This is a genomic window from Lysobacter sp. CA199, from assembly GCF_052078715.1.
Classification (GTDB): domain Bacteria; phylum Pseudomonadota; class Gammaproteobacteria; order Xanthomonadales; family Xanthomonadaceae; genus Lysobacter.
This window is the reverse complement of the sequence record NZ_JBQJIL010000001.1, coordinates 60095-85271: the sequence shown is the minus strand read 5'-3', so window position 1 is coordinate 85271 and position 25177 is coordinate 60095. Positions and strand designations below refer to the sequence as shown.

Annotated in this window: 21 protein-coding genes; 9 read left to right on the top strand and 12 right to left on the bottom strand. The window is 65.1% G+C overall.

Annotated elements, in window-relative coordinates; translation table 11 throughout:
• The 6 genes from ACTOWJ_RS00385 to ACTOWJ_RS00360 all read left to right on the top strand — a co-directional run bounded on the left by ACTOWJ_RS00385 (window position 1) and on the right by ACTOWJ_RS00360 (window position 6903).
• Window positions 1-627 (top strand): GNAT family N-acetyltransferase, encoded by a 627-nt coding sequence (locus ACTOWJ_RS00385; RefSeq protein ID WP_441332604.1) that lies wholly within the window; start codon window positions 1-3, stop codon window positions 625-627.
• Window positions 620-1582: an N-acetyl-gamma-glutamyl-phosphate reductase gene (argC, locus tag ACTOWJ_RS00380; RefSeq protein WP_441332603.1), complete on the top strand. Its 963-nt coding sequence runs from the start codon at window positions 620-622 to the stop codon at window positions 1580-1582. The genes ACTOWJ_RS00385 and argC overlap by 8 nt, the downstream gene beginning before the upstream one ends.
• A 189-nt stretch (window positions 1583-1771) precedes the next feature.
• On the top strand, window positions 1772-3109 hold the full coding sequence (gene proS, locus ACTOWJ_RS00375; RefSeq protein WP_441332602.1) for a proline--tRNA ligase: 1338 nt from the start codon (window positions 1772-1774) through the stop codon (window positions 3107-3109).
• Between the two features lie 16 nt (window positions 3110-3125).
• Window positions 3126-4415: an argininosuccinate lyase gene (argH, locus tag ACTOWJ_RS00370; protein ID WP_441332601.1), complete on the top strand. Its 1290-nt coding sequence runs from the start codon at window positions 3126-3128 to the stop codon at window positions 4413-4415.
• Complete coding sequence (gene proB, locus ACTOWJ_RS00365; RefSeq protein WP_441332600.1) at window positions 4412-5626, top strand: glutamate 5-kinase; 1215 nt, start codon at window positions 4412-4414, stop codon at window positions 5624-5626. Before argH ends, proB begins: the two co-directional genes overlap by 4 nt.
• Entirely contained in the window at window positions 5623-6903 is a 1281-nt protein-coding gene (locus ACTOWJ_RS00360; RefSeq protein ID WP_441332599.1) for a glutamate-5-semialdehyde dehydrogenase, read from the top strand. Before proB ends, ACTOWJ_RS00360 begins: the two co-directional genes overlap by 4 nt.
• Window positions 6904-7065: 162 nt before the next feature.
• On the opposite strand, the gene ACTOWJ_RS00355 is transcribed toward ACTOWJ_RS00360, so the two are convergent.
• The 4 genes from ACTOWJ_RS00355 to ACTOWJ_RS00340 form a co-directional block, all read right to left on the bottom strand.
• On the bottom strand, window positions 7066-7611 hold the full coding sequence (locus tag ACTOWJ_RS00355) for a hypothetical protein (RefSeq protein WP_441332598.1): 546 nt from the start codon (window positions 7609-7611) through the stop codon (window positions 7066-7068).
• On the bottom strand, window positions 7577-9100 hold the full coding sequence (locus ACTOWJ_RS00350) for a serine hydrolase domain-containing protein (protein WP_441332597.1): 1524 nt from the start codon (window positions 9098-9100) through the stop codon (window positions 7577-7579). Before ACTOWJ_RS00350 ends, ACTOWJ_RS00355 begins: the two co-directional genes overlap by 35 nt.
• 126 nt (window positions 9101-9226) lie before the next feature.
• Complete coding sequence (locus ACTOWJ_RS00345; RefSeq protein ID WP_441332596.1) at window positions 9227-9955, bottom strand: LytR/AlgR family response regulator transcription factor; 729 nt, start codon at window positions 9953-9955, stop codon at window positions 9227-9229.
• Window positions 9956-9966: 11 nt separating this feature from the next.
• Window positions 9967-11193 (bottom strand): sensor histidine kinase, encoded by a 1227-nt coding sequence (locus ACTOWJ_RS00340; protein WP_441332595.1) that lies wholly within the window; start codon window positions 11191-11193, stop codon window positions 9967-9969.
• 599 nt (window positions 11194-11792) lie between these two features.
• On the opposite strand from ACTOWJ_RS00340, the gene ACTOWJ_RS00335 reads away from it, so the two are divergent.
• Window positions 11793-12464 (top strand): glutathione S-transferase family protein, encoded by a 672-nt coding sequence (locus ACTOWJ_RS00335; RefSeq protein ID WP_441332594.1) that lies wholly within the window; start codon window positions 11793-11795, stop codon window positions 12462-12464.
• Between the two features lie 198 nt (window positions 12465-12662).
• Here ACTOWJ_RS00335 and ACTOWJ_RS00330 read toward each other — a convergent pair whose 3' ends face one another.
• Both ACTOWJ_RS00330 and ACTOWJ_RS00325 read right to left on the bottom strand, forming a co-directional pair.
• Window positions 12663-13268 carry a TetR/AcrR family transcriptional regulator gene (locus ACTOWJ_RS00330; RefSeq protein ID WP_441332593.1) on the bottom strand — a complete coding sequence of 202 codons (606 nt, stop codon included), beginning with the start codon at window positions 13266-13268 and terminating at the stop codon, window positions 12663-12665.
• Window positions 13268-13762, bottom strand: a complete 495-nt coding sequence (locus tag ACTOWJ_RS00325) for a hypothetical protein (RefSeq protein WP_441332592.1) — start codon at window positions 13760-13762, stop codon at window positions 13268-13270. Before ACTOWJ_RS00325 ends, ACTOWJ_RS00330 begins: the two co-directional genes overlap by 1 nt.
• A 414-nt stretch (window positions 13763-14176) precedes the next feature.
• Here ACTOWJ_RS00325 and ACTOWJ_RS00320 point away from each other — a divergent pair, with 414 nt between their 5' ends.
• Window positions 14177-14596 (top strand): H-NS histone family protein, encoded by a 420-nt coding sequence (locus ACTOWJ_RS00320; protein ID WP_441332591.1) that lies wholly within the window; start codon window positions 14177-14179, stop codon window positions 14594-14596.
• Between the two features lie 240 nt (window positions 14597-14836).
• Here the strand turns inward: ACTOWJ_RS00320 and ACTOWJ_RS00315 are convergent, their stop codons facing one another.
• The 3 genes from ACTOWJ_RS00315 to ACTOWJ_RS00305 form a co-directional block, all read right to left on the bottom strand.
• Complete coding sequence (locus ACTOWJ_RS00315; RefSeq protein ID WP_441332590.1) at window positions 14837-16390, bottom strand: amidase; 1554 nt, start codon at window positions 16388-16390, stop codon at window positions 14837-14839.
• Window positions 16391-16660: 270 nt separating this feature from the next.
• Entirely contained in the window at window positions 16661-17302 is a 642-nt protein-coding gene (locus ACTOWJ_RS00310; protein ID WP_441332589.1) for a hypothetical protein, read from the bottom strand.
• Window positions 17303-17513: 211 nt separating this feature from the next.
• On the bottom strand, window positions 17514-18005 hold the full coding sequence (locus ACTOWJ_RS00305; RefSeq protein ID WP_441332588.1) for a hypothetical protein: 492 nt from the start codon (window positions 18003-18005) through the stop codon (window positions 17514-17516).
• A gap of 160 nt (window positions 18006-18165) precedes the next feature.
• Between ACTOWJ_RS00305 and ACTOWJ_RS00300 the strand changes: the two genes are divergently transcribed.
• Window positions 18166-20445: a CocE/NonD family hydrolase gene (locus ACTOWJ_RS00300; protein ID WP_441332587.1), complete on the top strand. Its 2280-nt coding sequence runs from the start codon at window positions 18166-18168 to the stop codon at window positions 20443-20445.
• Between the two features lie 78 nt (window positions 20446-20523).
• Here the strand turns inward: ACTOWJ_RS00300 and pgaD are convergent, their stop codons facing one another.
• The 3 genes from pgaD to pgaB all read right to left on the bottom strand — a co-directional run bounded on the left by pgaD (window position 20524) and on the right by pgaB (window position 25176).
• On the bottom strand, window positions 20524-21783 hold the full coding sequence (gene pgaD, locus ACTOWJ_RS00295; RefSeq protein ID WP_441332586.1) for a poly-beta-1,6-N-acetyl-D-glucosamine biosynthesis protein PgaD: 1260 nt from the start codon (window positions 21781-21783) through the stop codon (window positions 20524-20526).
• Entirely contained in the window at window positions 21780-23039 is a 1260-nt protein-coding gene (pgaC, locus tag ACTOWJ_RS00290; RefSeq protein WP_441332585.1) for a poly-beta-1,6-N-acetyl-D-glucosamine synthase, read from the bottom strand. Before pgaC ends, pgaD begins: the two co-directional genes overlap by 4 nt.
• Window positions 23040-23190: 151 nt before the next feature.
• Complete coding sequence (gene pgaB / locus ACTOWJ_RS00285; protein WP_441332584.1) at window positions 23191-25176, bottom strand: poly-beta-1,6-N-acetyl-D-glucosamine N-deacetylase PgaB; 1986 nt, start codon at window positions 25174-25176, stop codon at window positions 23191-23193.
• Window position 25177: the final 1 nt, after the last annotated feature.

Genomic DNA, 25177 nt, shown 5'->3' with positions numbered 1-25177 from the left:
ATGAGCGAATACGGCGTCGCCTGGGGCGAGCAGCCGCGTTTGCGCGGCGAGCATGTCGCGCTGGAGCCGTTGACCCGCACCCACGCCGACGGTCTGCGCGCGGCGCTGGCCGGCGGCGAGCTGGCCAGGGCCTGGTACACCAACGTGCCCGCGCCCGGGGGTGTGGACGCCTACATCGACGGCGCGCTGGCGATGCAGGCCAAGGGCGTGGCCTGGGTCTTCGCCGTGCTCGATGCGGCCGGCGAGGTGGTCGGCAGCACCCGCTACTACGATATGGATCCGGCGGTACCGCGTGTCCAGATCGGCTACACCTTCTATGCGCCGCGGGTGCAGCGCACCGGTTTGAATACCCAGGCCAAGCTGTTGTTGCTCGGCCATGCCTTCGAAGCGATGGGCTGCATCGCCGTGGGGTTCGAGACGAGTTGGTTCAACCTGGCTTCGCGCGCCGCGATCGCGCGGCTGGGTGCCAAGCAGGACGGCGTGCTGCGCAATCACCGCCGCCATGCCGACGGCAGCCCCCGCGACACCGTCGCTTTTTCGATCATCGACAACGAATGGCCGGCGGTAAAGCGTAATCTGCAGTACAAGCTGGACCAGCCTTCCCAAGGAACGCCGACCCATGGCTAAGACGTTAGGCATCGTAGGCGCGCGCGGACACGTCGGCGCCGACCTGATCCGATTGATCGCCGCGCATCCGAAGTTCGAACTGGCCTTCGTGTCCTCGCGCGAACTGGCCGGTCAGCGCCTGACCGATCATATTCCCCAGTACGCGGCCAAGAACCCTGACCTGCGCTACAGCTCGCCCAGCCATGAAGAACTACCGGGGCAGGGCGCGGACGCGGTGGTGCTGGCGCTGCCCAACGGCAAGGCCGCCGATTGCGTGGCCGCGTTCGACGCGGTCGGCGCCGAGCCGGTCGTCATCGATCTGTCGGCGGACTACCGCTTCGACGACCACTGGTACTACGGTCTGCCGGAGCTGACCCGCAAGGACTATCACGGCCAGCGGCGGATCAGCAATCCGGGCTGTTACGCCAGCGCGATGCAGCTGGCGATCGCGCCGCTGCTCAACGTGCTGGAAGGGCCGGTGCAGTGCTTCGGCGTGTCGGGTTATTCCGGCGCGGGCACCACGCCGTCGGACAAGAACGATCCGGAAAAGCTGCGCGACAATCTGATGCCGTACGCGCTGACCGGGCATATGCACGAGCGCGAAGTGACCCGGCACCTGGGGCATCCGATCGAGTTCATGCCGCACGTGGCCGCGCATTTCCGCGGACTCACCATCACCTCCAACCTGCATCTGTCGCGGCGGTTCGATCGCGAGGAACTGGTCGAACACTATCACCGCCATTACGACGGCGAGCCGATGGTGCGGGTACAGGAAGACGCGCCATGGGTCAGCAAGATCGCCGGCAAGCATCATGTCGACATCGGTGGATTCACCTTGTCGGAGGATGGCCGCCGGGTGGTGATCGTGTCGACCTTGGACAATCTGCTCAAGGGCGCGGCGACCCAGGCCTTGCAGAATTTGAATGTGGCGTTCGGGTTCGACGAGTTGACTGGGATCGAGGTCGAGCTGGCCTGAGCCTGTGCCGTTGCCCCTTTGAAAAAGGGGGCGAACAGCCGCGAAGCGGACGTGGGGGATTTGCTGTTGCTGTTGCTGTGAAGCAAGAGCAAAAACAAATCCGCCCTGGCCTCCTTTTTCAAAGGGGGGAATTGCGACGCGGTGGCGGGGTGGGGCGTGCGTCGTTGGTCGAGGGAATTGGGAGTCATCATGCGTTTGTCGCGTTACCTGCTGCCGACACTGAAAGAAAACCCCGCCGATGCGCAGATCGCCTCGCACCGGCTGATGCTGCGCGCCGGGCTGATCCGCCAGGAAGCGGCCGGCATCTATTCCTGGCTGCCGGCCGGGCTGCGGGTGCTGCGCAAGATCGAGGCCATCGTCCGCGATGAGATGAACCGCGCCGGCGCGCTGGAACTGCTGATGCCGACGCTGCAACTGGCCGATCTGTGGCGCGAAAGCGGCCGCTACGACGCCTATGGCCCGGAGATGCTGCGCATCAAGGACCGCCACGAGCGCGAGCTGCTGTACGGTCCCACCAACGAGGACATGATCACCGCGATTTTCCGCGCCAACGTCAAGTCCTACCGCGCGCTGCCGATGAACCTGTATCACGTGCAGTGGAAGTTCCGCGACGAACAGCGCCCGCGCTTCGGCGTGATGCGCGGCCGCGAATTCCTGATGAAGGACGCGTACTCCTTCGACCTCGACGAAGCCGCCGCGCGCCGTTCCTACCAGCGCATGTTCGTCGCCTACCTGCGCACCTTCGCGCGCATGGGCATCCGCGCGATCCCGATGCGCGCCGAAACCGGCCCGATCGGCGGCGATCTGTCGCACGAGTTCCTGGTGCTGGCGCAGACCGGCGAATCGGCGGTGTATTGCGACCGCGCCGTGCTCGATCTGCCGATCCCCGGCGAAGACACCGACTACGACGGCGATCTGAGCGGCATCGTCCAGCAGTGGACCGCGCGCTACGCAGCCACCGAAGACGTCCACGACATCGAGCGCTTCGAGCGCGAAGTGCCGGCCGATCAGCGCGTGCACACCCGCGGCATCGAGGTGGGACAGGTGTTCTACTTCGGCACCAAGTATTCCGCGCCGATGAAGGCGCTGGTGACCACGCCCGAAGGCGAGGAGCGCCCGATCCACGGCGGTTCCTACGGCATCGGCGTGTCGCGCTTGCTCGGCGCGATCATCGAAGCCGGCCACGACGAAGCCGGCATCGTCTGGCCCGACGCGGTCGCGCCGTTCAACGTCGGCGTGATCGATCTCGACCCGGACGATGCGAAGATCGGCGAGGCCTGTGCGAATCTGGTTGCGGGCCTGCAAGCGCGCGGATTGGACGCCTTGCACGACGACACCGACGATCGCGCCGGGGTGAAGTTCGCACGCGCCGACCTGCTGGGCCTGCCTTGGCAGATCGTGGTCGGCCAGCGCGGGCTCAGCCGCGGCGTGGTCGAACTCAAGCGCCGCGCCAGCGGCGAACGCATCGAACTGTCGCCGGCCGATGCGCTGAATCACATCGTTTCTCACCTGAACCCTTTGTCCTGACTGACCCGAGCGCCCCATGTCCGATCTGCTTTGGCAAAAACCCGGCGTCAAGGTCGACGCGCGTATTCAGCACTTCCTCGCCGGCGAGGACGTGATACTCGACCGCGAGTTCTTCCTGTTCGACATCCAGGCCAGCGGCGCGCATGCGCAGGGCTTGCAGCAGATCGGCATTGTCAGCGTCGAGGAGCTCGAAGGTCTGTCTCGCGAACTCGATGTCCTGGCCGAGGATTTCAAGGCCGGCCGCTTCGTGCTCGATGAGCGTTTCGAAGACGGCCATTCGGCGATCGAAGGCCGCCTGATCGAACGGCTCGGCGATGCTGGCCGCAAGATCCACACCGGCCGCAGCCGCAACGACCAGATACTGGTCGCCACCCGTCTGTGGTTGAAGGATCGCTTGCATCGACTGCAAGCGCTGTGCCGCGAAACCGCCGAAGTAGCCCTGGCCCGCGCCGAAGCCGAAAGCGCGTTGCCGTTGCCGGGCTATACCCATTTGCAGCGCGCGGTCGTGTCCAGCGCCGGCATGTGGTGGGGCGCGTGGGCCGAAGGCTTCATCGACAACGCCGTGCGTGCGCGGCAGACGCTCGATTGGGTCGATGCCAATCCGCTCGGCAGCGCCGCCGGTTACGGCGTCAATCTGCCGCTGGCGCGCGATCACACCACCACCGCGCTCGGTTTCGGCCGGCTGCAGGTGTCGGCGGCGTACGCGCAGCTGTCGCGCGGCAAGTTCGAACTCGGCGCGATCGACGCGCTGTCGACCGCGGTGCTCGACCTGCGCCGGCTGGCCTGGGATCTGAGCCTGTTCACCAGCGCCGAATTCGGTTTCGTCGCGCTGCCGGCCGAGTACACCACCGGCAGTTCGATCATGCCGAACAAGCGCAATCCCGACGTGATCGAACTCATGCGCGCCAGCTACGCCAGCGTCGCCGCCGCGCGCGCCGAGATCGAACATCTACTGTCGCTGCCTTCTGGCTATCACCGCGATCTGCAGTTCTCCAAAGGCGCGATCTTCCACGCCTTCGGCCGCGGCATGGGCGCGCTGGAACTGCTGCCGGATCTGCTGCGCAATCTGGAATGGAAGCCGGACAAGATCCGCGCCGCGCTCGACCCGTCGATGTACGCGACCGATCTGGCGGTCGATCTGGCCCGCCAAGGCCTGCCGTTCCGCGACGCCTACAAACAAGCCGCCGATCCGGCGCGCTGGGCGCAGGGCGATCCCGAGGCCAGCCTGACCGCGCGCGTCTCGCCCGGCGCGGCCGCGGACTTGCGTCTGGACACCTTGCAGCGACGCTTGCAGGAACTGACATGAGCACGACGGCAAAGGATTTCGCAGCGCAGCCTTTGCCGCCCTGGCGCCGCGCCGTGCTCAAGGTCGGCAGCAGCCTGCTGGCCGGCTTCGCCGATCAGAGCGGCGGCGGTCTGGATCCGCGTTATGCCGCGGGCCTGGCGCGCTTCATCGAACAATCGCGCGCGCAGCGGCGCGAGGTGGTGCTGGTGTCTTCCGGCGCGGTCGCGGCCGGCCGTGGCCGCATCGACGCGGGCGGCAACGGTCTGGTGCTGAGGCAAGCGCTGGCTTCGCTGGGCCAGGCGTCGCTGATCGGTTTCTGGCAGCAACTGTCCAGCGTTCCGGTCGCGCAGGTGCTGCTGACCCACGACGACCTGCGCAATCGCCGCCGATATCTCAATGCGCGCGCCTCGCTGCGCGAACTGTTGCGCTTGGGCGCCTTGCCGGTCATCAACGAGAACGACACCGTCGCGGTCGACGAACTCAAACTCGGCGACAACGACAATCTGGCCGCGGCGGTCGCGTCCCTGGTCGATGCCGATCTGCTGTTGATCGCGACCGACATCGGCGGTTTGTACAGCGGCCATCCGCAGCGCGATCCCAACGCGCGGCCCATCGCGCGGGTGAGTGCGGTGACGCCCGAGCTGTTGCTCGCCGCCAGCGGCGGCGCCGGCGCGCTCGGCACCGGCGGCATGCGCACCAAATTGGAGGCGGCGGCGAAAGCGGCCACCGCCGGCGTGGCCACCGCGTTGTTCTGCGGTCGCGATGCCGAAGTGGTCGACGCCTTGAGCGCCGGCACGCTGCACGGCACCTTGGTCGCCGCGCGCACCGACCGGTTGCGCGCGCGCAAGCAATGGCTGCGCCACGCGCCGGCCAGCGGCTGTCTGCGTATCGATGCCGGCGCGGCGGCGGCGCTGCATCAGCGCGGCGCCTCGTTGTTGCCCGGTGGTGTGGTCGCGGTGGAAGGCGAATTCCGCCGAGGCGACGTGGTCGAACTGCGCGCAGCGGGCGAGGGCGATGCGGTGCTCGCACGCGGCCTGGTGCAATACAACTCGATCGAGGTCGGCAAGCTCAAGGGCCGCCACAGCCGCGATATCGAAGCCTTGATCGGTTTCCGTTACGGCGAATCGCTGGTGCATCGCGACGATCTGGTGCTGATCGGCCACGATGCACCGCCGCCCGAATCCGCCGACGGCGACACCGCGCAAGCGCAATCCAACGAGGCATCTCTATGAGTGGTTATGTTCGCCATCTGGCCGAACAAGCGCGCGCGGCTTCGCTGGTGCTGGCCGGACTCGACGGCGAAGCGCGTCGGGCCTTGATCGAGGCGATGGCCGCCCAGCTCGATGCGCAACGCGACGCGATCCTGACGGCCAATGCCGAAGATCTGCAGCGCGGCCAAGCCGCCGGACTGAGCGCGGCGATGCAAGACCGGCTCAAGCTCGATCCCGTGCGTTTAGCCGCAATCGCCGCGGCGCTGCGCGAAGTCGCCGCCCAAGACGACCCGCTCGGCACCGTAACCCGTCGCGATACCCGGCCGAACGGCCTGGTGATCGAACGCCAGCGCGTCCCGCTGGGTTTGATCGCGATGATTTACGAGGCCCGGCCCAACGTCACCGCCGACGCTGCGGCGCTGTGCCTGAAAGCCGGCAACGCCGTGCTGCTGCGCGGCGGTTCGGAAGCACGCGCCAGCAACGCCGCCATCGCCGCCTGCCTGCATGCGGCGCTGCGCGAACGCGGCCTGCCCATTGCTGCGGTATCGCTGATCGAAGACACCGCGCGCGAGCATGTGCTGGAACTGCTGCAGCTGTCGGACCTGATCGATCTGGCGATTCCGCGCGGCGGCGAGAGCCTGATCCGTTTCGTCGCCGAGCACGCCCGCGTGCCGGTGATCAAGCACTACAAAGGGGTATGTCACCTCTACGTGGACCGCGCCGCCGATGCCGAGCTGGCCTTGAACCTGCTGGTGGACGGCAAGGCTTCGCGCCCGGGCGTGTGCAACGCGCTGGAAACGCTGCTGGTGCACCGCGATATCGCCGCGGACTTCGTTCCGCGTGCGCTTGCCGCACTCACCGCGCGCGGCGTGCAGGTGCGCGGCTGCGAACGCACCCGCGCTCTGGCGAGCGCAGCATCAGTCGACATCGGCGAGGCGGATGAAGCCGACTACGCCGCCGAATACCTGGATCTGATCATCGCCGCGCGCGTAGTCGATGACCTCGACCAGGCCCTGGCCCATATCGAGCGCTTCGGTTCCGACCATACCGAAGTCATCGCCACCGCCGACGCGGCCACGGCGGAAGCCTTCGTGCGCCGCACCCGCAGCTCGGCGGTGATGGTCAACGCCTCCTCGCGCTTCAACGACGGCGGGCAGCTTGGATTAGGCGCGGAGATCGGCATCTCCACCACACGCTTGCATGCCTACGGACCGATGGGTGTGGAGTCGCTGACCATCGAGCGATTCGTGGTGCGTGGGGAAGGGCAGGTGCGGCATGCGGAGTCGCTGAGTCCTTGAACGATTGCGGGTAACCCCCTGTAGGAGCGGCGCAAGCCGCGACCACGAATCCTGGCCTGCGACGCAAACTGGATACCCCGCGGTCGCGGCTTGCGCCGCTCCTACAGGTAGATGCTCGACTGCTCGGCGGAGCGGGTCCTGATCTAACGAATGGTCAAGCGGCTAGTTCGGTGCAGGCGGCGTATTGTTGGACCAGACAACCGATGCGATCTTCCAGCCGCCGTCAGTTTTGACCAGTAGCCAATACTCTCGGCCTACATTGATGACCTTGTCGTTGCGTCGGAACTTGAAATTGAAGGCAACCGACGCCGCGGACCCGTCCGTGTCCAGCACGATGTTTTCAAACGTTTCTTCGATCTTTGCGGGACTGTCGACGATGTCGTCAATGAAGCTTTCCGGGTTCTTCTCGGGCCGATAGGCGGCTCTTTCGGCAGCAGGTTTTTCGAGTTTGTCGAGCTTATGGCGCTCGTCGGACGTCACCGATTGCCAGGTGACGCGGTTATGCAGGAACAGATCAAGAAACGCCCGCCGGTCCTTTTCAATGATGGAGTTCTTGAACCGGGCGGCCACGGACAGAATGGCCTCTTTGTCTGCAGCGTCGCTGGCCGATGCGCCGCAAGGTGCGGACACGGCGAGCGCGATGGCGAGTATGTATCGATGCATGAAGGTTCCCTTAGCGGCCTGAAGCCAGAACTGATTCGTATGCAAGCGCGGATCCTTCAGTCGCATCTTCCGGCTGTATCGCCAGCTCCAGCGCCGCGCCGCCATTGAGCGTGACCGACCATTGCTGCGTGGCCACAGCTCGCAGTTCGTACAGTCCGAACGGAGTAGCGAGCGCGGCGCGCGACAGCGTGCCGTCGCTTGTCATTGCGACGATGCGCAAGCTGCGGCTTGGCCATGCGCTCGCTTTGGCGAAGTATTCGCGCAGCGGTGCGGGCGCGGCCAGCTCGCCGACGCAGCGGCCGCGCTCCAAACGGAACGTAGCCTGCAGATCGAAGCGAGCCGCCTTCAACGTCGCGGTCATGCGACCCGAGGCAGGACAATCCGCCGCGATCAGGCCGGGCGGCCGCGGGCGAAACGGGGCCGCGAGCAGGTGGGCGGTGGGTTCCATCGCCGACACCCACAACGCGTTCGACAGCACGCTGGCGGCGGTGTCCTGCTCGGGCCACAGCATCAGTACGCTGCGCGCGCCGGTGGTGATGCCCGCGTGGTGGGCGATGCGATCGCCGTCGGCGTCGCGGCCGAGCCGCCAACCGAAACCGATGTCGTAGTCGCGCTCGTGGGCGGCCGCGCCGCTGGCCAGCAGGGTCGGTTGTTGCATCGCTCGCCAACGCGCGGTGCCGACGATGCGGTGTTCGAGCACGCGGCCACCGAACCGCGCCAAGGCCTCGGGCGTGGCCGAAAGGCCGCCTCCGGGCCAGGTGTAGCTCATGTCGGTGCGCGGCATGCGCACGGTCGCGCCATGTTCGATCGCGTACAACTGCGAAGCGGTTTTGGCGGACGCGTCACCGTCGGCGCCGATCGCCAGTCCATCGGTTACGTGGCGGCGTACGTAGTCGAGGAAGTGCTCGCCCGAGGTCGCCTCGATCATCGCTCCCAGAAGCGTATAGCCCCACGACGAGTAGCTGTAGGACGTGCCCGGCGCGGACAGGAGTGCGCGCCCGGAGAAGATGCCGACCGCATCGCGAGCCGTGGGATAGCGGACATGGCCGAGCACGTCGAGGTCGTTGCCGGCGTAGTGCGGCGCGCCGGAGGTATGCGATGCGAGCTGGCGCACCGTCACGGGCGACCACGCGGCCGGCAGCCAAGGCAGCACGCCGCCTACCGGTGCGTCGATGTCGAGCCGGCCCTCCTCGGCCAGCTTCGCCGCCGCGGTGGCGGCGATGACCTTGGACACGCTGGCCAGACGAAACACCGTGTCGCGCCGCACCGGTTTGCGCGCTTCGACATCGCGCAAGCCCGCGCAGCCGGTCCAGACAACGTGACCATTACGCCACACGGCCGCGCCCATGCCCGGAACCGCGTTGGTATCGACCAAGGCCTGCAGCATGCGTTGCGAAGTGGCCGCGGCCGCATCGGTCGTGGGCGCGTCGCAGGTATCGGCGGCGATCGATGGCGTCGCCAGGGAAAACAGGGCGATCGCGCACACCGCCGACAGGGGATTGCGCACGAGCGGTAAGACGGGCGTGACTGACATCGGTGGGCTCCAGTGAGGAGCCATCAACCTAACGCTGCATTTCCTGCGTTTCACCACTGAAGCGGCGAAGCGTGCGTTGCCTGCGCCGGTTCGGTATCGGCCCCTGGGGGTGCCGGGGTGTACGGATCAGCCGGCCGCGTGAAGCGCCGACAGCAGCGAGTCGATGTAGGTACGGCTCACGCGCACAGGCGTGCCGTCGTGCAGGCGCAGGAGCGCGTCGCGGTTGGTCATCGGTTGGAGTTCTGCGACCTGGTCCAGGCGGACGATGGAGGATCGGTGCACGCGTACGAAACGCGCGGGGTCGAGTTGGGTCGCGAGTTGATGCAGCGATTCGCGCACGATGTACGTGCGTTCCCCGGCGTGAAGTACCGCATAGTCACCGTCGGCGCCGATCCACGCCACGCTGTCGGCCTTGATGAACAACGTGCGATGGCCGATCCGCACCGTGAATTTCTGCAAGTATTTCGTCGGTGCGATCGCGACGGCGCGGGCGTCGTCCATGGCGCGCAGGCGCAGCAGCTGGCGCGCTCGTTCGATCGCTTCGGCGAAACGCAGATCGTCGATGGGCTTGAGCAGGTAGTCAACCGCGTTCAAGGCGAAGGCACGCACCGCGAAGCTGTCGTGCGCCGTGAGCAGGATGGACAGCGGCCGGCGCTCGGACGGAAGTGCGGCCAACACGTCCAGGCCGTTCATACCGGGCATCTGCACGTCCATGAAGACAAGATCCGGCGGCCGTGCCAGCAGCCCCGCCAGCGCCGTGGTCCCGTCCTCGTACTCGGCCGTCACTTGCATATCGTCGAGCGCGGCGAGCAGCGAAACGACGCCGCGTCGCGCCAGGGGTTCGTCGTCGACCACGCAAACGCGGATCACGCGACCGCCTCAGGTCCAGACCCGGCGTGAGCAGGTCCGATGTGAGCAGGTTCGGTGTTGAACGGCAATTTCAGCCTGACTTGGTAGCGGCCGTCGTCGCCGATTCCGGCATGCAGCGTCGCGCGATCGGGGTACAGGCGGGCGATGCGGGCGCGCACGTTGTCCAGGCCCACCGCTTCGCTACGGCCGTCCTCTCGTGGCGCTGATTCGCCGGGTGCGGGCAGATCGTTGCCGATAAGAATGTCCAGCCACTCGGCGTCGCGTGCGATACGGATGTCGACGCGGCCGGGCGCGCTGCGCGGCGCGATGCCGTGGCGGATCGCGTTCTCCACCAAGGGTTGCAACAGCAAGCAGGGCACTTGCGCGGCGAGCACGCCGTCGCCGAGCTGCCACGACACCGTCAGACGCTTGCCCAGCTTGGCCTTCTCGATTTCCAGATACGTGTCCGTCATGGCGATTTCTTCGGCGAGCGCGATCTCATGGCCTTGTCGGGCTTCGAGCACGCAGCGCAGGAAATCGCCGAGCCGCGCGAGCATCTGCCGCGCCTGTGCGCCGCGCTCCTCGGCCACCAGTGTCGAGATCGCGTTGAGCGTGTTGAACAGGAAGTGCGGTTGCAGTTGATAACGCAAGGCCCGCAGTTCCGCATCGCTCGCCGACGCCCGCGCTTCCAGGTGTTCGGCCTGTTCGCGACGCAGTTCCGCGTAGTACGTCACCACCGCATGGACCGCGCAGTACGCCACCAGCACCAGCCATGGGCCTTCCAGTCCACGAAACAGCAGCGATGCGTCCAACACGCCCGGCGCCGCGAGCCGTGCCAGATTGCCGGACGGGAACGTCTGTAGCACGATGCTGAGCAGGCGCGTGGCCAGCGCCATCATGTAGGTGGCCGCCAGCAGGACCAGGGCGATTTTCCATACCGGCACGCCGCGTCGCCAGAGCCGTCGCTGCAGGAGGGTCAACGGCAGCACCCAAAGCACGAATGCCGATAGATACAGCGTCCGCGCCAGCGTGGCATCGCCGTGGCCGAGGATCGGAATGGCCATCACGAGCAGGCATGCTCCTAACGGAAGGCCTGCGAGCACGGGCAGCCAGAACGGCGGAAGCACGCGCCGCCCGGCGCGAGACGGAATCATGGGTATGCCTGCGCGAGCGACGTCCCGTTGCCGGGGATCGAGACAGAACAGCCCTGCGAGCGGACTCGTCCGGAGCGGGCGCAGCCCCATACGCATCGCTCGTGCACCTTGCGACCCGCGACTCGCTCCTTGGGGACGGACACTATGTTTGAGTGGCGCATGAGGCTGTAGGTGACTGCGTTTGTGGGATAAATACAGCATGCGGCGGCGGCCGTCGAACTGCCGCGTCTGCACGCTTCCACGATGGTCGTGGACGGCAGGCCCGCGGGCGTCATGGTTGGCGCGAAAGATCCGGCAGGGCGACGATCACTCCCGGCGACAAGCCCACCATCGTGGCGCGGGCCGGCGAATGCCAGCGCGATGCGCCGAGCGGGTGGTTCCATGCGGCGGCGCGATACACAAACAACCGCGAATGCCCGTTTCGCCCTGTAGGAGCGGCGCAAGCCGCGACCGCGTTCTTTCAAGTTCGCGCCGGACACCGGAATTTCCGATTGCAGCATGTCCGCTTCAGACCAAATGCGGACCCCACGGCCACAGAACAGATAAAGCCGGGACCCGTGTCGATTTCCAGTCCGGCCATTCGTCGATACAAGAAAGGCAGGCTGGGGCCCGGGTGGGTACGTCCGGTTGCCCGCTGCAATGGACCGCGTAACGCGCAGTCACGACGCTGAATCAACCGGAGGAAACCGATGATCCCGACCATCACCGCGTTTGAACGCTCGCCCGATCGCGGCAAGGGCCTGGCGCGCGACATGCGCGTTCGCTGGACGCTCGAGGAGCTCGGACAAGCTTACGAGGTCCGCCAGCTTTCCTTCAGCGACATGAAGCAGCCCGAACATCTGGCGCTTCATCCTTTCGGGCAGATTCCGACCTATGAGGAGGGCGATCTTGCGCTGTTCGAATCGGGCGCGATCGTGCTCCATCTCGCCGAGCGCCACTCGGGCCTGCTGCCGACCGACGCGAACGCGCGGATGCGCGCCATCGCCTGGATGTTCGCCGCGCTCAATACCGTGGAACCTCCTATCGTCGAACGCTCGATGGCCTGGATTCTCGAACGCGAGGAGACTTGGTATGTGCAGCGCCTGACGATGCTGGATGAGCGCGTGCGTCGGCGGCTCGGCGAGCTTTCCCGCCGCCTCGGCGATGCCGACTGGCTGGATGGCGCTTTCAGCGCAGGCGACCTGTTGATGGCGACGGTGCTGCTGCGGCTGCAAAGCTCCGGCATCGTGGACGAGTTTCCGAACCTCGCCGCTTTCGTCGCCCGCGCGACTGCGCGGCCCGCTTACCAGCGCGCGTTCGAAGCCCAGTTGGCGGTCTTCCTGCAGGCTCAGTCGGCCGAAGTATCATCGCCGGCGCCTTAGTCCCGCGGCCCGTGCGCGGCATCGCGGCCAAGGCCCGCTTCGGGTCGTAACCGCATCGCCACCCATGCGCCGCGCTGTCGCTCAGTCGGCGTTGAGCGCATCAGGTGTGGGCGGCGAGTCGGTTTCGATGATCTGGAGCATGGCGCGCGCCGCTTTGTCGGGATCGCCCGGCTGCTTTCCGCTGACTGCCTGCCGGCGCTACGCCTTTCTCAGACGATCGGTGGATAGCTTGGCGATGTCCCAGAACAGCGACGCGTCGCCCGCGGCCCGGGCGGCGAGCATGGCGCCATGTATCGAGGCCATGAACATGGAGGACTCGGCCGACGGAGTGTCGGTCAATTGCATCTTGCCGGTCGACTGGCCTTCCTCGATGACCGCGGCAATCCAGGCGTGCAGATCTTTGAAATGCCCTTTGACCTCGTCCGCGACTTCGGCCGGAACAGCCGGCAGTTCCGCGGCCAGCACAGCGCAAATGCAGATCGGAGGGTTGGATTGTTCAATGCATTCCGCCCAAAAACGACTGTAGGCCATGAGTCGCTCCAGAGGATCGGGCATCGATTGATCGAGTGACTGCAGGCCACGCCGGGTTGCGTCCCGATGTAGGACGACCGTTACCTTCACCAGATCCGCTTTGGTAGGGAAATGATGGTGGATGCTGGCCTTTCTCACCTCAACCAACTCGGCGATATCCGCGTAGCTGAAGCCGTTGTAGCCGCCCGAGGCCAGCAGTTCATTCGTTCGCTGAATGATCTGCTGGGCTTTGGGCGAGTACGGCGACTGCGGATCGGATCTGGATGGGGACATCAACTGCCTGCCTTGCTTTGAATGGATTTGTGCTTGTACAGCGCGCGCATCTGCAACCCGGTGCCGACGATCAGCGCCAAAAATAGCGCGCCCGGCGTACCGAGCAAAAGCGGGTCCTTCAGATCGGTCACTAGCGGTTTGCCCACCGGGAGCCGGCGCAAGGTTTCGCTTACGGTGGGGACCATCAGCAGGAACACGCTGAGGCTGAGTGAGGCCGTCTCAATGTACTTCCACAAGCGCGGTGCCGTCGGCCATCGTGAGAGGGCATACCCCAGAAGAAGCGCCGCAAGGGTGACGGTCGCGACGATCGAGCTGATGGCTTGATGCGCGATCGGGTAGACCGTGAGCACCCCTAACAGCATGAACCAGAAGTAGGCGCGCCCTGCTTTGGTTTCAGGGGCGATCCGTCCCTGCTTGACCAACATGTAAGCGGCGAGAGGGATCGCGGGGAGGCTTCCCAGTGTGTGGAGCCAGCCGATAGGGGAGATGCCCATGGGGTCGTTTCAGTAGGAGGAAAATTTAGCCTACCTATTGGTAGGTAGATAGTCAACTGACTGGATGGACGCCTGGGCAGCACCTGGGCTTGTCCTGGGAAAGGTGCATCGGCGGTCTGGGCCATTGGCTCATGTGAGCCAATCGGTGGGTGGCATCGTCAGTCTCTATCCAGCGCCTCAATGTCCCGCTCCGGCTCGGAGCCGGCCTAGCTACGCACCCACGGCGGACAGGACCAAGCCGATCCTGGTCTGATCGCAAAGATAAATACGATTTTGGAATCCAGCAGTGCGGGGATATCCAGGTGAGGCAGCCCCAACTCCGACTGGCTGCAGCTTCCGGGCCGAAGCGCATTCCCACAGACCATCGGCGTTGTTGCTTGACAGGTTGATAGGTGTGGCTGGACCCTTTGCGGCATGAATATCGATATCGAGAAGCTCAACCTGTCGGAACTGAATTCCCTTCTGATCGCCGCGGAGCAGCGGAGACAGTTGATATCCAGCCGTCGCTCCATCGCCTTGGTGCGTCGAAAAGTGATCGCACTCGCTGCTCAGTACGGTTATACGATCGAGGAACTCTATGGGGATCAGCCGGTGGCCGAAACTGCCGGTAAAAAGCGCGCGTCGCGGCGAAAGGCGAGCAAGGTCGCTGCCAAGTACCGCGACCCAGAGAACAAGCGCAACACCTGGTCGGGCCGTGGGCGGATGCCGCTGTGGCTGACCCAGAAGACGAAGTATGGCCGGAGCGTCACTGACTTCCTGATCCCCGGCCTGGCAAGACCCACCGCACGCAAGAACAGTTCAATAGGCAAACGAACGCTCGTCAAACAGGGCTGACGCAGAGTCCTTGATGCGTGAAGAAGATTGCGTGGGCTCCATTCGGGCTCTTATGCCCCAACAGGCGTGGTTGGTCCAACGCGGCTACGCGCGTTAACTGTCAGTCGCCACTGGCGGCCCCTTATCCAGTAGTCGCAACTTTCGCAGGCAGATTGGAAGTTGATCAAGACCCCTGGAGGGGCTGCGCCAACTTCGCCTTAGGTCCGTTTCCGGCCAAATGTAGACGCTCGGCCGTGGGTGTTAAGCCCCGAAACCAGGCGGCGCCTGAAAACCGCCAAGCTCTTGTGCGATGAGTCGGGCTACTTCAATAGTGGTCCGATCGCCATATTCCGGACCGATGATCTGCAGACCGATCGGAAGCCCATCGCGTGACAATCCGCTGGGAAAAGCAGTGCTGGGCAAATAGGCGACGGTCGCAAGACCTACCCAAAAGTAATGCTCGTAATGCGAAGTCAGTGCCGTGTCGACGGTGAGAACTCTCTCAAGCCTGGGCCGATGATCGTGTTCGTAGGCCGTTGTTGCGGAAATCGGGCATATCACCACATCCCAATCGTTAAAGAAGGCGCGCCACCGCAGTCGGTCGTTGGTACGCGCTTCATCGTGATCGGACCAGCTTCGATGATCCAGTACGCGGGCACGTGTAAGTACCGCTAACAGCGACCCATCGTTCGCATCGAGCTCTGCAGCCCCGCTCTGGATAGCGGAATAGTATTCATCGGGAAGGTTAACAAGCCCTGCCGATGCCAACAGGTTCAAATAGGTGTTGTGCGATTGCCTTGGAGAGATTTCAGGGCGCGCCAGATCGCAGACTACCGCGCCAGCCCGAGCAAGCACTTCTCCGACTTCCTGCACGCGATCCGATATCTCGACAGAGGTAGGAACGAAATCCTCCTTCGGCCAAATCGCGACGCGCAAGCCTCGTAACGTGCGCGCCTTCGGCGGTGGAAGCACCAGTCTCCAGCCCGATGAGCGGAACCGGTCAGGAGCCGCTACGACATCCAGAGCCAGCTCCAGATCTTCTGCGCTTCGCCCCATGGGCCCGACGACATTCAGATCCGGCGCGGATACGACGCCAAGAGGATTGTGGCCAAGCGTTGGAACGATTCCATACGTGGGCTTGTGCCCATACACACCACAGAAGTGAGACGGATTTCGGATCGACCCAGCGATATCGGAGGCGAATTCCAGGCCGGTCAAACCGGCCGCCAGCGCGGCGGCCGATCCGCCAGAAGATCCGCCCGGCGACCTCTGCGTATCCCAGGGGTTGTTGGTTGTTCCGTAAATGTCGTTGTAGCTCTGCCAGTCCGCGAGTCGCAGCGGGACGTTCGTTTTCCCCATGAAATTGGCGCCGGCTGCCTTCAGGTGCTCGACAACCGTTGCGTCGTCCAGGGCGAGGTTGTCGCGTTGCTCCGGCACGCCCCACGTAGTTGGCAATCCAGAAACGTCGAAGGCTTCTTTGATCGTCATCGGGACGCCGTGCAGCGATCCCAGTCGGTGTCCCCGAGCAAGAGACTCATCGGCTAACTTCGCCGCTTCCAGTGCGCGTTCGAAATCCCTCACTACGACGGCATTCAACACTTTATCGAATTGTTCGATGCGCTCGATGTAGTATTGAGTGAGTTCCAACGAGCTGACTTGTTTTCGCTGAATCAGTTGCGCCAGGTCGGTCGCTGACGAAAAAGCCAGCTCTCCCGATGCGAGGCCATTGCGCGCAGGTGTAATGGAAGGGGCGCAGGATGAATCTGCAGTGCCGCCTGACGCGCTGAGAGAGTCATGCCTGGAAATCGGATTCATGATCGCCCTGTCTGTAGATCGGCGGTCTTCAATCAAGGGTGTTTGCGCCCCTGATTCTTACTTGCTTGTCCTGCAACGCTGGAATTCTAGCGGAAACTCAAGTCGCCGCAACGGGTCGGAAGCGGACATTCGGACTGGTTGCGAGCGGGAATGACACGCTTGCGACGTAAACATGACCTGGCGCGTCCGCAACACAGGCAATGCGATACGCGGCGACCCAATGCTCGAGGCGATCGTGGGTCGGGCTGAAGGATCAGTCCGCGTATGAATTCAACTTTCCGGAATCGTTGCCGCAGACAACGGTGCGATCACTGTCCAGCCCAGGTTGGCATAAAGGCCGCGGCCGTCTGCTGTCGCGACCAGAAGCTGAGCACTTGCGAGGGATTTCCTTGCCGTTCCAAGAGCGACCATCACCGCGACGCCCAATCCTTTGCGCCTGTGCTCTTGCGCGGTTTCGATGCGATCGTAAACGAAGACATCCGTGGTCCCCGCCGCGCATCCGCTTGCGGCCAGATCGCCATTCGGCGCGATGATGCAAGCCCGGGCGACGGGCCCGGCTCGATGAAGCTCCACCTTGTACCCATCCGGCAGCGGCTTTGGATCGTGAGTTGCCGCCGCCGCGATCATGAAATAGTTCGCCGGTTGAACCTCCCAGCGAGCCGGCAGTGCGCTTCGCAGTTCCTCGCCCGAGCCGCACAGCTTCAAATAATGTCGTGGCGCCGTAATCTCATGCGCTACATCGCGCAAGCCATCGCACAACTGTGGGAATACCCAGCGTTTGACTTCTTTTTCCGAGTGGGTGTCTACCCGGAAGCCCCCGCGATCGTGGACAGGAGGCGGTGAGCTGCGGGCGATGGAATGCGCAGTTTGCCAGGCGAAAACGAGCTTCGGATCGATGTGGGATGTGGTCATGGCGGATCGTATCTTGCGCTCAGGCGGGGCGTAGTCTCTCGCGACTCCAGGTGCCGTGCCATGTCGACTCTCAGCCGCGAGGTCTGCGTGACTTTTGACTAAAGCATTGCCCTGTCTCAAGAGTTGAGACCACCGCCATGATTGCATCTGGGCGTGTTCGAGTCCGCATCGTCCTCGACGTATCGCCAACCAGCCTCCGCTGATTCGCGGACTACCACATCGCATTCAGCTGATTGATGGTGCCCAGCGACAATGAGGCCTTACGCATATCCGTTGGAGTTTGCGGCACCAGACAGCTTTTCACTCTGTCCTCGTATGTCCGCGCTACGTCGGGATCCTTTGAAGTACTTGCCGCCTTCGCAGCATCAGCAGCGTCTTGCGCCGTTTTCGCATAGTCGGCTGCATTTTTTGAATGCCTTGCAGCCTCAGCGGCAATGGATTCGTCCCCAGGAGCGGCGTCCACGACGGCCTGTGCGTGTTCCGCCGCCTCCTTGGTCGCCGCTTTGGCTCTGTCTGCCGCTGCCTGAGCCGTCTCGGCGTTGCAGGCATTCATCGCATCCTGAGCCGCCTTGTCGGCGACGTCGCTTGCGTCATAAGCCTTGTTCGCTTCGGAGATGGCTTTATCAATGGATGTCTGCGTATCGGAAGGCCCGGCAGGTCCAGCGCTACGCCCAGTTCCTCCTACTCCAGATGATTCAGTCATGACACGTCCTCAGCAGACGGCCGTGCCGGATTGTTCGCATGGCTGTTCAAGGCTAAGCAGATTCCCGGATACTGGTGTCCGCGTCCCACGTATGCGACCCTTCCGCGCGTTCGCTCATCTATGATGTTACGGTCGCCTCTCGCGGCCAGGGGAGAAAGGGATGCGTCGCGCCGTTGTCATAGGCTGGGTCTTGTTGTTGCTGTCCGCTCCCGTGTTCGCCGCCGAGGACTATCCATTTTCCGCCACGGCGGCCGCCAGTCGCGCCGCGCTCGATCGCGAGATGCCCCGGCTCGCCGAGCGGGTCGTCGCCGATTACCGCGATAGCGACCGTGTGCACTATCTGGGCAACGCGTTTCGGCTGCAACTGGTCGCCGGGCACTATTCGCAGGCGCTGGGTTCGATAGAGGAACTGCGCGGCCTGTCGCCATTGGGCGGGCCGCCCCAGCAGCGCGCGATGCTCGCGCAATACGAGATCTACGCGGCAAGCAAGTTGCTGCAGGCGCGCGAGCGGATCGATTTCGACGATGCGTTCCGTCGCGGTTTCCAGGCTGCGTTCGCGTTGATGGACGATCGCGCCGCGGCGATCGCGTTGCGCGGTTTCGGCGCCGATCAGTTCGATCCGGTCGCGCAGCAACAGGCGCTGGATCAGGCCTTGGCGACGCACCAGGGGAAACCGCGCATCGATCGGGCCTCGGCGCTCGAGCTGGTCCGCGCCTATCTGGTAGCGATGGTCTATCGCGACTTCACCGCGCAGGCGTCCGCGTTGGTGGCGCAAGAAGATGAGCGCCGCTATCTGATCCAGCGCGACGTGCGGGTGCCTACGCCCGACGGCGCGACCGTATGCGCGCTGATCGTGCGCCAGCGTGCGGCGCCGTCCAGGCTGACCGCGCTGCTCAACTTCACCATCTACGCCGATCCGGCGACGATGCTCAACGAAGCCCGGCGCAGCGCGGCCAACGGCTATGCGGGCGTGACCGGGCTCAGTCGCGGCAAGGGTTGCAGCCCCGATGCGCCGGTGCCGTACGAGCATGACGGCCGCGACGCTGCGGCGTTGATCGATTGGATCGCGGCGCAGGAGTGGAGCGATGGCCGGGTCGGCATGTTCGGCGGCAGTTACGAAGGTTTCACCCAATGGGCCGCGGCCAAGCATCGTCCGAAGGCGCTCAAGGCGATGATGCCGTCGGTGACCGGTGCGCCCGGCGTCGACGTGCCGATGGAGGGCGGCATCTTCTTCGGATTCCAGCATTACTGGCCGTTCTACGTGGCCAACAACAAGACCCTGGACAAGGCGGCTTACGAAGACGGCGGACGTTGGCGAAGCATGTATCGGCAGTGGTATCTGCAAGGCGGCGCGTACCGCGAACGCGATCGCCTCGACGGTACGGTCAACGTGTTCTATCGGCGCTGGCTCGATCATCCGGGTTACGACGGCTATTGGCAGGCCATGACCCCGTACCGCGAGGAATACGGCGCGATCGACATTCCGGTGCTGACCACCACCGGTTATTTCGACGGTGCGCAGATCGGCGCCTTGCACCATCTGCGTGAGCACTACCGTTATCGGCCCAAGGCCGAGCATTACCTGGTGATCGGCCCGTACAACCACTTCAGCGGCCAGCGTGGCACCGTGGTCGCCGGCAATGTCGTGCGCGGGTATACGGTCGACCCCGTGGCCCATATCGATATCGGGCAGTTGCGCTATCAGTGGTTCGACTATGTGTTCAAGGGTGCGCCGAAGCCGGCGCTATTGAAGGATCGGATCAACTATCAGGTGATGGGCGCGAATGTCTGGAAGCATGCGCCGTCGCTGGCGGCGATGGGGCCGCGACGGCTGCGCCTGCATTTCGGCGCCGCGCGAGCGGACGGCACGCTGGCCTTGCGCGAGCGGCCGGCGGCGGCGATGGCGCCGATCGTGCAGACGGTGGACCTGGCCGATCGCGGCGATGTCGACAGAATCGTGCCGGGCGGCGCGGTCGTCGATCGCGCCATCGATACGGCCGGGAACCTGGTGCTGATCAGCGAGCCGTTCGAGCGGGCGGTCGAGTTCAGCGGTTTGTTCGGCGGCCGCTTGGAGTTGAAGACCAACAAGCGCGACATCGATCTGCATATCGGCTTGTACGAACTCACCGCGCAGGGGGAATACTTCCAACTATCGCGTTATCAATCGCGGCTGAGTTATCAGGGCCATCCCGAGCATCGCCGGCTGCTGCGCCCAGGCCGCCGCGAGCGTTTCGATTTCAGCGCCGGACGGTTGAGCAGCCGTCGGTTCCAAGCGGGCAGCAGGCTCGTGGCGCTGGTGGGACCGGGCAAGGGGCCGCAGGATCAGATCAATTACGGCAGCGGCAAGGACGTCAGCGATGAGAGCTTGAGCGATGCGGGGGAGGCGTTGCGGATCGAGTGGTCGGGTGGGAGTTATTTGGAGGTTCCGTTGGGGAGGTGATTGGGGGCGGTAATGGGGCGGGGTGTTTTGGTGGTGGGACTGCGGTTTCTAGTGGCGCATTGGTGGTTGGGTTTATGTTCAGTTCCTTGGCTTGAACTCCACCGGCACGATCACCACCGCCGCGACCGCCTTGCCGTCGCGTACGGCCGGGGCGAAGCGCCAGCGGCGCACTGTGCTCTGCGCTGCGCGATCGAGGGCGCGATTGCCGCTGCGCCGGCTGATGTCGACCTTGAGCGGACGCCCGTCGGCCGATACCTGCACACGCAAGGTCACTTGGCCGCCTTCGCTGTGGCGCAGCGCATCGATCGGGTAAGGCGGTTTGGGGCTGAAGCCGGGCAACGGGCGCGGCTTGGCGTTCGCGGCGTTGGCCGCGCGCGCGGCACGGCGCGCGCGTTCGGCCTCGGCGGCCTTGGCGATGCGCGCCTTCTCGGCCGCGGCGGCGGCATTGGCCGCGCTCGCTTTGGCCTTGGCCGCGACGCGGTCGATCTGCGACAGCGTGACCTGAGCGGTTTCGATCGCCACTTGTTCCAGGCCCGGACGATCGATGCCCGGCGTGCCTTCGACCGCCCGCATCGGCGCGGAGGTTTCGATCTGCCGATAACCGTGCGACACCACGATCAGCACGCCGATCACCACCGCGATCGCGCTCAGCGCCACCGCCATCAGCCATGAGTTGTCGCGCGTTTCGGTCGCGCGCGCGAACTTGGGCATCGCCACCGGCGGGAAGGGTTGCGCCGGCAGGCTGGGCGTCACCGCGCTGACCGACAAGGGCACGGCGTGGTTGGGATCCATGTGCAGCACGCTGACCCGGCCCGCGTTGAGCGCGCTGGCGACTTCGTTGTCCGCGCCGAGCGCGCGCGCGACTTCGTCCAGGGTCACGTTGGGTTGCAGCCCGCGGCGCTCGCTGCCGGCCGCGGTGAAACGCCAGCGGTTGTACTCGGCCCAGATCAGCAGCAGGCCGACCACCACGCCCGCCGTCGCCGGCAACGCCAGCATCAGGAACGGGTCGACTTCGTGCTCGCGCAGGTACAACTCGGAGGCGACGTTGCGGATGCCCAGCAGCCACAGCACCAGCGTCACCACCGGCGTCCACAGATACAGATAGATCAACCAGAACAGGCCGGTGATCATGCCCCACAGCGTGCGCGGCAACGGACGTTGTGCGTTGGGCTTCTGGATCAGGCGCGAATCGAGTTTGTGCGGTACCGGCTTGGATGCCTGCGCGGCGTCGACCGGCGCGTCGGCCGTGGATGCGAGCGCATGGGCGGGACGCGAGAAATTCGCGGCCGCGCGGCCGGTGCCGGGCCCGATGGTCGGGGTGCGGTCGTCGCTGCTCATCGCAGTCCCCGATCCGGGCTGACCCAGGTCGCACGTGTACCGCGGCGCTTGAGCAGCGCCTTGGGCACCGCGGTGACCGTGGTCGCGAAGCTCAGCAACCAGTACGCCATCGGGTACCAGATCATCCAGTAGTAATTGCGGCCGACGCCGGTTTCGTAGCGACGGTCGATGATGATGCTGGCGGCGAACTGCAGCAGGCAGATCAGCGCCAGGATCACCCCGTGCCAGGACGGCAGCAACGTGGTGACGCGCAGTTGCTCGGGCAAGGCCACGAACAGCCCCAGCGCCCACAGCGCGATGATGAAGGCCATGATGTAAGCCCAGCCCACGCTCAGCACGTATTCGGCCAGCACCGCCCACATCCGCCGTCTGCGCCATGAGAACAGATCGCGGGTGTGGCGCATCAGCACCTCCACGCCGCCTTGCGCCCAACGCAGGCGCTGCTTCCACAAGCCCTTGAGCGTTTCCGGCATCAGAATGAAGCACATCGCGTTGGGCTCGTAGCGGATGTCCCAGTGGTCCATCTGCAAACGCCAACTGATGTCGATGTCTTCGGTCACCATGCTGTCGGACCAATAGCCGATCCGGTGCAGGGCACTGCGCCTGAAAGCGCAGATCACCCCGGATACGGTGAAGATGCGGCCGTACACGCGCTGCGCGCGCTTGATCATGCCGATGATCGAAGAGAATTCGCCGACCTGCAGCCGGCCGAGCAGGGTGGAGCGGTTGCGGATGCGCGGGTTGCCGGTGACCGCGCCGACCCGCGCGCCCTGGCACAGATGCCAGACCATCCAATGGGCCGCGTACTCGTCCAGCAAGGCGTCGCCGTCGATGCAGACCAGATACTCCGAGCGCGCCGCCAGCGCGCCCATGCGCATGGCGTTGGCCTTGCCCAGGTTGCGGTCCAGATGCACCACGCGCAGTTGGTCGTGTTGCGCGGCCAGGCGGTTGAGCTTGTCGCCGGTGTCGTCGCGGCTGCCGTCGTTGATCGCGATCACCTCGAAACGCGGATAGCGTTGCGCCAGCGCCGCGCCGATGGTTTCGTGGACGTGATCGCCTTCGTTATGGCACGGGATCAGGATCGACACGAACGGCGCGTCGTCCAGCGCCGGCGGATCGGTGCGCGGACGCGAATGGCGTTCGCGGCGGAAGTAGTAGTACAGCCCGCCGGCGATCCAGAAGAACGACATCACGATCGGATAGAAGAACGCGAATTGAAATAGCGCGGTGAGCACAGGGCTGGCGGCTTGACTCATGGCAGTCTCGTGACGGTCTTTCGGCGTAGTCGGGGCTGGCGTCGCAGCCGATTGCGCGGCTGCGACTGGCGTCGAGGTTGGCTGGGTTCAGCGTTCGGCGGCTTCGGCGTTCGCCCGCTTCAGCCTTTGCCGGCTTCAGCGTTCGCCCGCTTCAGCGTTCGATGTAAGGGAAGCCGCGCGCGGACATGATTTCGCGTGCGTCGACGGTCGAGGGGCGGTCGTCGATGAAGTTGTCCGGGTACCAGGCCAGATGGCGCGCGCCATCGGCCTGCAGACGACGCGCCATGGTCTTGAGCTGGGCGGCGGGGATCGGCCGTTGCTTGTCGCGCCAATCCACCGTCTGCAGTTCGAAGATGGTGCGCGACAGACCGCGCGGCGAGCGCTTGACCTGGGCCACCAACCGGTCCATCCAACGCTGCGGATCGCCGCTGTTCTCCATCCACGGCATCGCCATCACCGCGGTGTAGTCGTAGGCCTGGTTGAACGCGGCCAGGCTCTGCGCGAACCACGCCTCGCTGTCGGGATCGAGCACCGGAGCGGCGAACAGATTGCGCACGGTGATCAGCTTGGGCCGCCACTTGCCGGCGGCGCGCGCCAGTTCCTGGGTGAACGCGATCAGCGCCTGGGTGCGCGCGGCCGGATCGGCCGGCGCCTGGCCGCGCAGTTCGTCCTCGCGCAGCAGCGCGTCGTCGTGGAACAGCAGGCCTTCGGTGTAGCCGCTGACGGCCAGGTCTTCGTACAAATCGGCGACGATCTTGCGCGTCTGCGGTTCGAACGGATTGAGCCGGTGGGTTTCGGCCGGATTGCTGGCCTTGATTTCGAGTTTCGCGTTGAGCGCCCGGTCGGGCAGTTCGAAGCCCAGTACCGGCAACCATGCGAACACCTTGACGTGGGCGCGGGTCTTGAGCTGCCAGGCGACGCGGTTGTACAGATCCGCGCGCATCGGCAGATGGCGGTTGGGGAAATACATCGCGTCGGCCGAACCGTTGCCGTCGGGATCGGCGAAGGCCTGCAGGAACACGTGGCTGGGAGCGATCTGCTTGACCCGCTCGATCAGTTTGTCCAGGTTGCGCGCCTGCTGCGCCGGATCGGCGTCGTAGACGTAGTCCAGATCGACCTGCAGCGCGCGCACGCCGTCGAGTTCCTCGTCGTGGCGCAGTTCGAAGGCCAGATCGTTGACGGTCGGGTTATCGAACATCAGCAACCGCGCCAGGCCGTGCAGATCGCGGCCGACCGTCTGATGGCGGCCTTCCAGATCGAAGGTCACGCTCATGCCGAGTTGGTCGGCCAGGGCGTTGGTCTGGCTGTTGTAGGCCGCGTACGGCCACACCACCGACTGCGGCGACACGCCGAGCTCGCGCTTGATCTTGGCGGAGCTGTCGGTGAGATCGCGGCGCACCCGCGCCAGATACTCGGCTTCGGTTTCGTAGCGCTGGGCCTTGCCGTCCCACTCGCGGGTGATCGCCGCGGGCATGGTGTTGCCCTGCGGGTTGGAGGTCACGCCGCGGTGCAGGTTGTCGCTGTGCGAGGCGATTTCGATCAGGCCCGAGGCCTGCATCTCGCGCAGCTGATCCCAGGTGACGAAGTCGTCGTGGGTGAACATGCGCGGGCCGTAGTCGACCTGTTGCTCGCGCGGCAAGTCCACCCAGCCGGTCACCACCGCCATCAGGCCGGGATAGCCATAGGCGCGCAGCAGCGGGAAGACATGGGTGTAGATGCTGCGCAGACCGTCGTCGAAGGTCAGCAACACCGCCTTGGGCGGCAGTTTCTTTTCGCCGCGCGAGGCTGCGATCACCTCGCTCAGCGCGACCGGGCGGTAGCCGTGACCGGACAGCCAGTCCAGATGCGCTGCGAAGTTCTGGGTGCTGACCGCATAGGCGTCGGGATCGCCCTTGCGCGCGACATCGTCGCGGATGTCGTGATAGCTCAGTACCAGCAGCTGATCGGCCTTGGCCTGCTGGGCGATGGCTTCGGCGGCGTTGAGGCGGTCGTTGTCTTCGGTGTGGTCGGACGCCGGTTCGGCGGCCGCGGCGGCCGCGGCGGCTGTGGCGGCGAATGGCAGCGCCAACAACGCGATCAGGGTCAAACGGCGGAACGCGCGGCGCATCGCCGCGGTGGGGATGACGAAACCTTGCATG

What these genes read in the sequence shown, in the direction of transcription:
- ACTOWJ_RS00385 (WP_441332604.1), top strand. Translation starts at nt 1, where the DNA reads ATGAGCGAATACGGCGTCGCCTGGGGCGAGCAGCCGCGTTTGCGCGGC.
- argC (WP_441332603.1), top strand. Translation starts at nt 620, where the DNA reads ATGGCTAAGACGTTAGGCATCGTAGGCGCGCGCGGACACGTCGGCGCC.
- proS (WP_441332602.1), top strand. Translation starts at nt 1,772, where the DNA reads ATGCGTTTGTCGCGTTACCTGCTGCCGACACTGAAAGAAAACCCCGCC.
- argH (WP_441332601.1), top strand. Translation starts at nt 3,126, where the DNA reads ATGTCCGATCTGCTTTGGCAAAAACCCGGCGTCAAGGTCGACGCGCGT.
- proB (WP_441332600.1), top strand. Translation starts at nt 4,412, where the DNA reads ATGAGCACGACGGCAAAGGATTTCGCAGCGCAGCCTTTGCCGCCCTGG.
- ACTOWJ_RS00360 (WP_441332599.1), top strand. Translation starts at nt 5,623, where the DNA reads ATGAGTGGTTATGTTCGCCATCTGGCCGAACAAGCGCGCGCGGCTTCG.
- ACTOWJ_RS00350 (WP_441332597.1), bottom strand. Translation starts at nt 9,100, where the DNA reads ATGTCAGTCACGCCCGTCTTACCGCTCGTGCGCAATCCCCTGTCGGCG.
- ACTOWJ_RS00340 (WP_441332595.1), bottom strand. Translation starts at nt 11,193, where the DNA reads ATGGGGCTGCGCCCGCTCCGGACGAGTCCGCTCGCAGGGCTGTTCTGT.
- ACTOWJ_RS00335 (WP_441332594.1), top strand. Translation starts at nt 11,793, where the DNA reads ATGATCCCGACCATCACCGCGTTTGAACGCTCGCCCGATCGCGGCAAG.
- ACTOWJ_RS00330 (WP_441332593.1), bottom strand. Translation starts at nt 13,268, where the DNA reads ATGTCCCCATCCAGATCCGATCCGCAGTCGCCGTACTCGCCCAAAGCC.
- ACTOWJ_RS00325 (WP_441332592.1), bottom strand. Translation starts at nt 13,762, where the DNA reads ATGGGCATCTCCCCTATCGGCTGGCTCCACACACTGGGAAGCCTCCCC.
- ACTOWJ_RS00320 (WP_441332591.1), top strand. Translation starts at nt 14,177, where the DNA reads ATGAATATCGATATCGAGAAGCTCAACCTGTCGGAACTGAATTCCCTT.
- ACTOWJ_RS00315 (WP_441332590.1), bottom strand. Translation starts at nt 16,390, where the DNA reads ATGAATCCGATTTCCAGGCATGACTCTCTCAGCGCGTCAGGCGGCACT.
- ACTOWJ_RS00310 (WP_441332589.1), bottom strand. Translation starts at nt 17,302, where the DNA reads ATGACCACATCCCACATCGATCCGAAGCTCGTTTTCGCCTGGCAAACT.
- ACTOWJ_RS00305 (WP_441332588.1), bottom strand. Translation starts at nt 18,005, where the DNA reads ATGACTGAATCATCTGGAGTAGGAGGAACTGGGCGTAGCGCTGGACCT.
- ACTOWJ_RS00300 (WP_441332587.1), top strand. Translation starts at nt 18,166, where the DNA reads ATGCGTCGCGCCGTTGTCATAGGCTGGGTCTTGTTGTTGCTGTCCGCT.
- pgaD (WP_441332586.1), bottom strand. Translation starts at nt 21,783, where the DNA reads ATGAGCAGCGACGACCGCACCCCGACCATCGGGCCCGGCACCGGCCGC.
- pgaC (WP_441332585.1), bottom strand. Translation starts at nt 23,039, where the DNA reads ATGAGTCAAGCCGCCAGCCCTGTGCTCACCGCGCTATTTCAATTCGCG.
- pgaB (WP_441332584.1), bottom strand. Translation starts at nt 25,176, where the DNA reads ATGCAAGGTTTCGTCATCCCCACCGCGGCGATGCGCCGCGCGTTCCGC.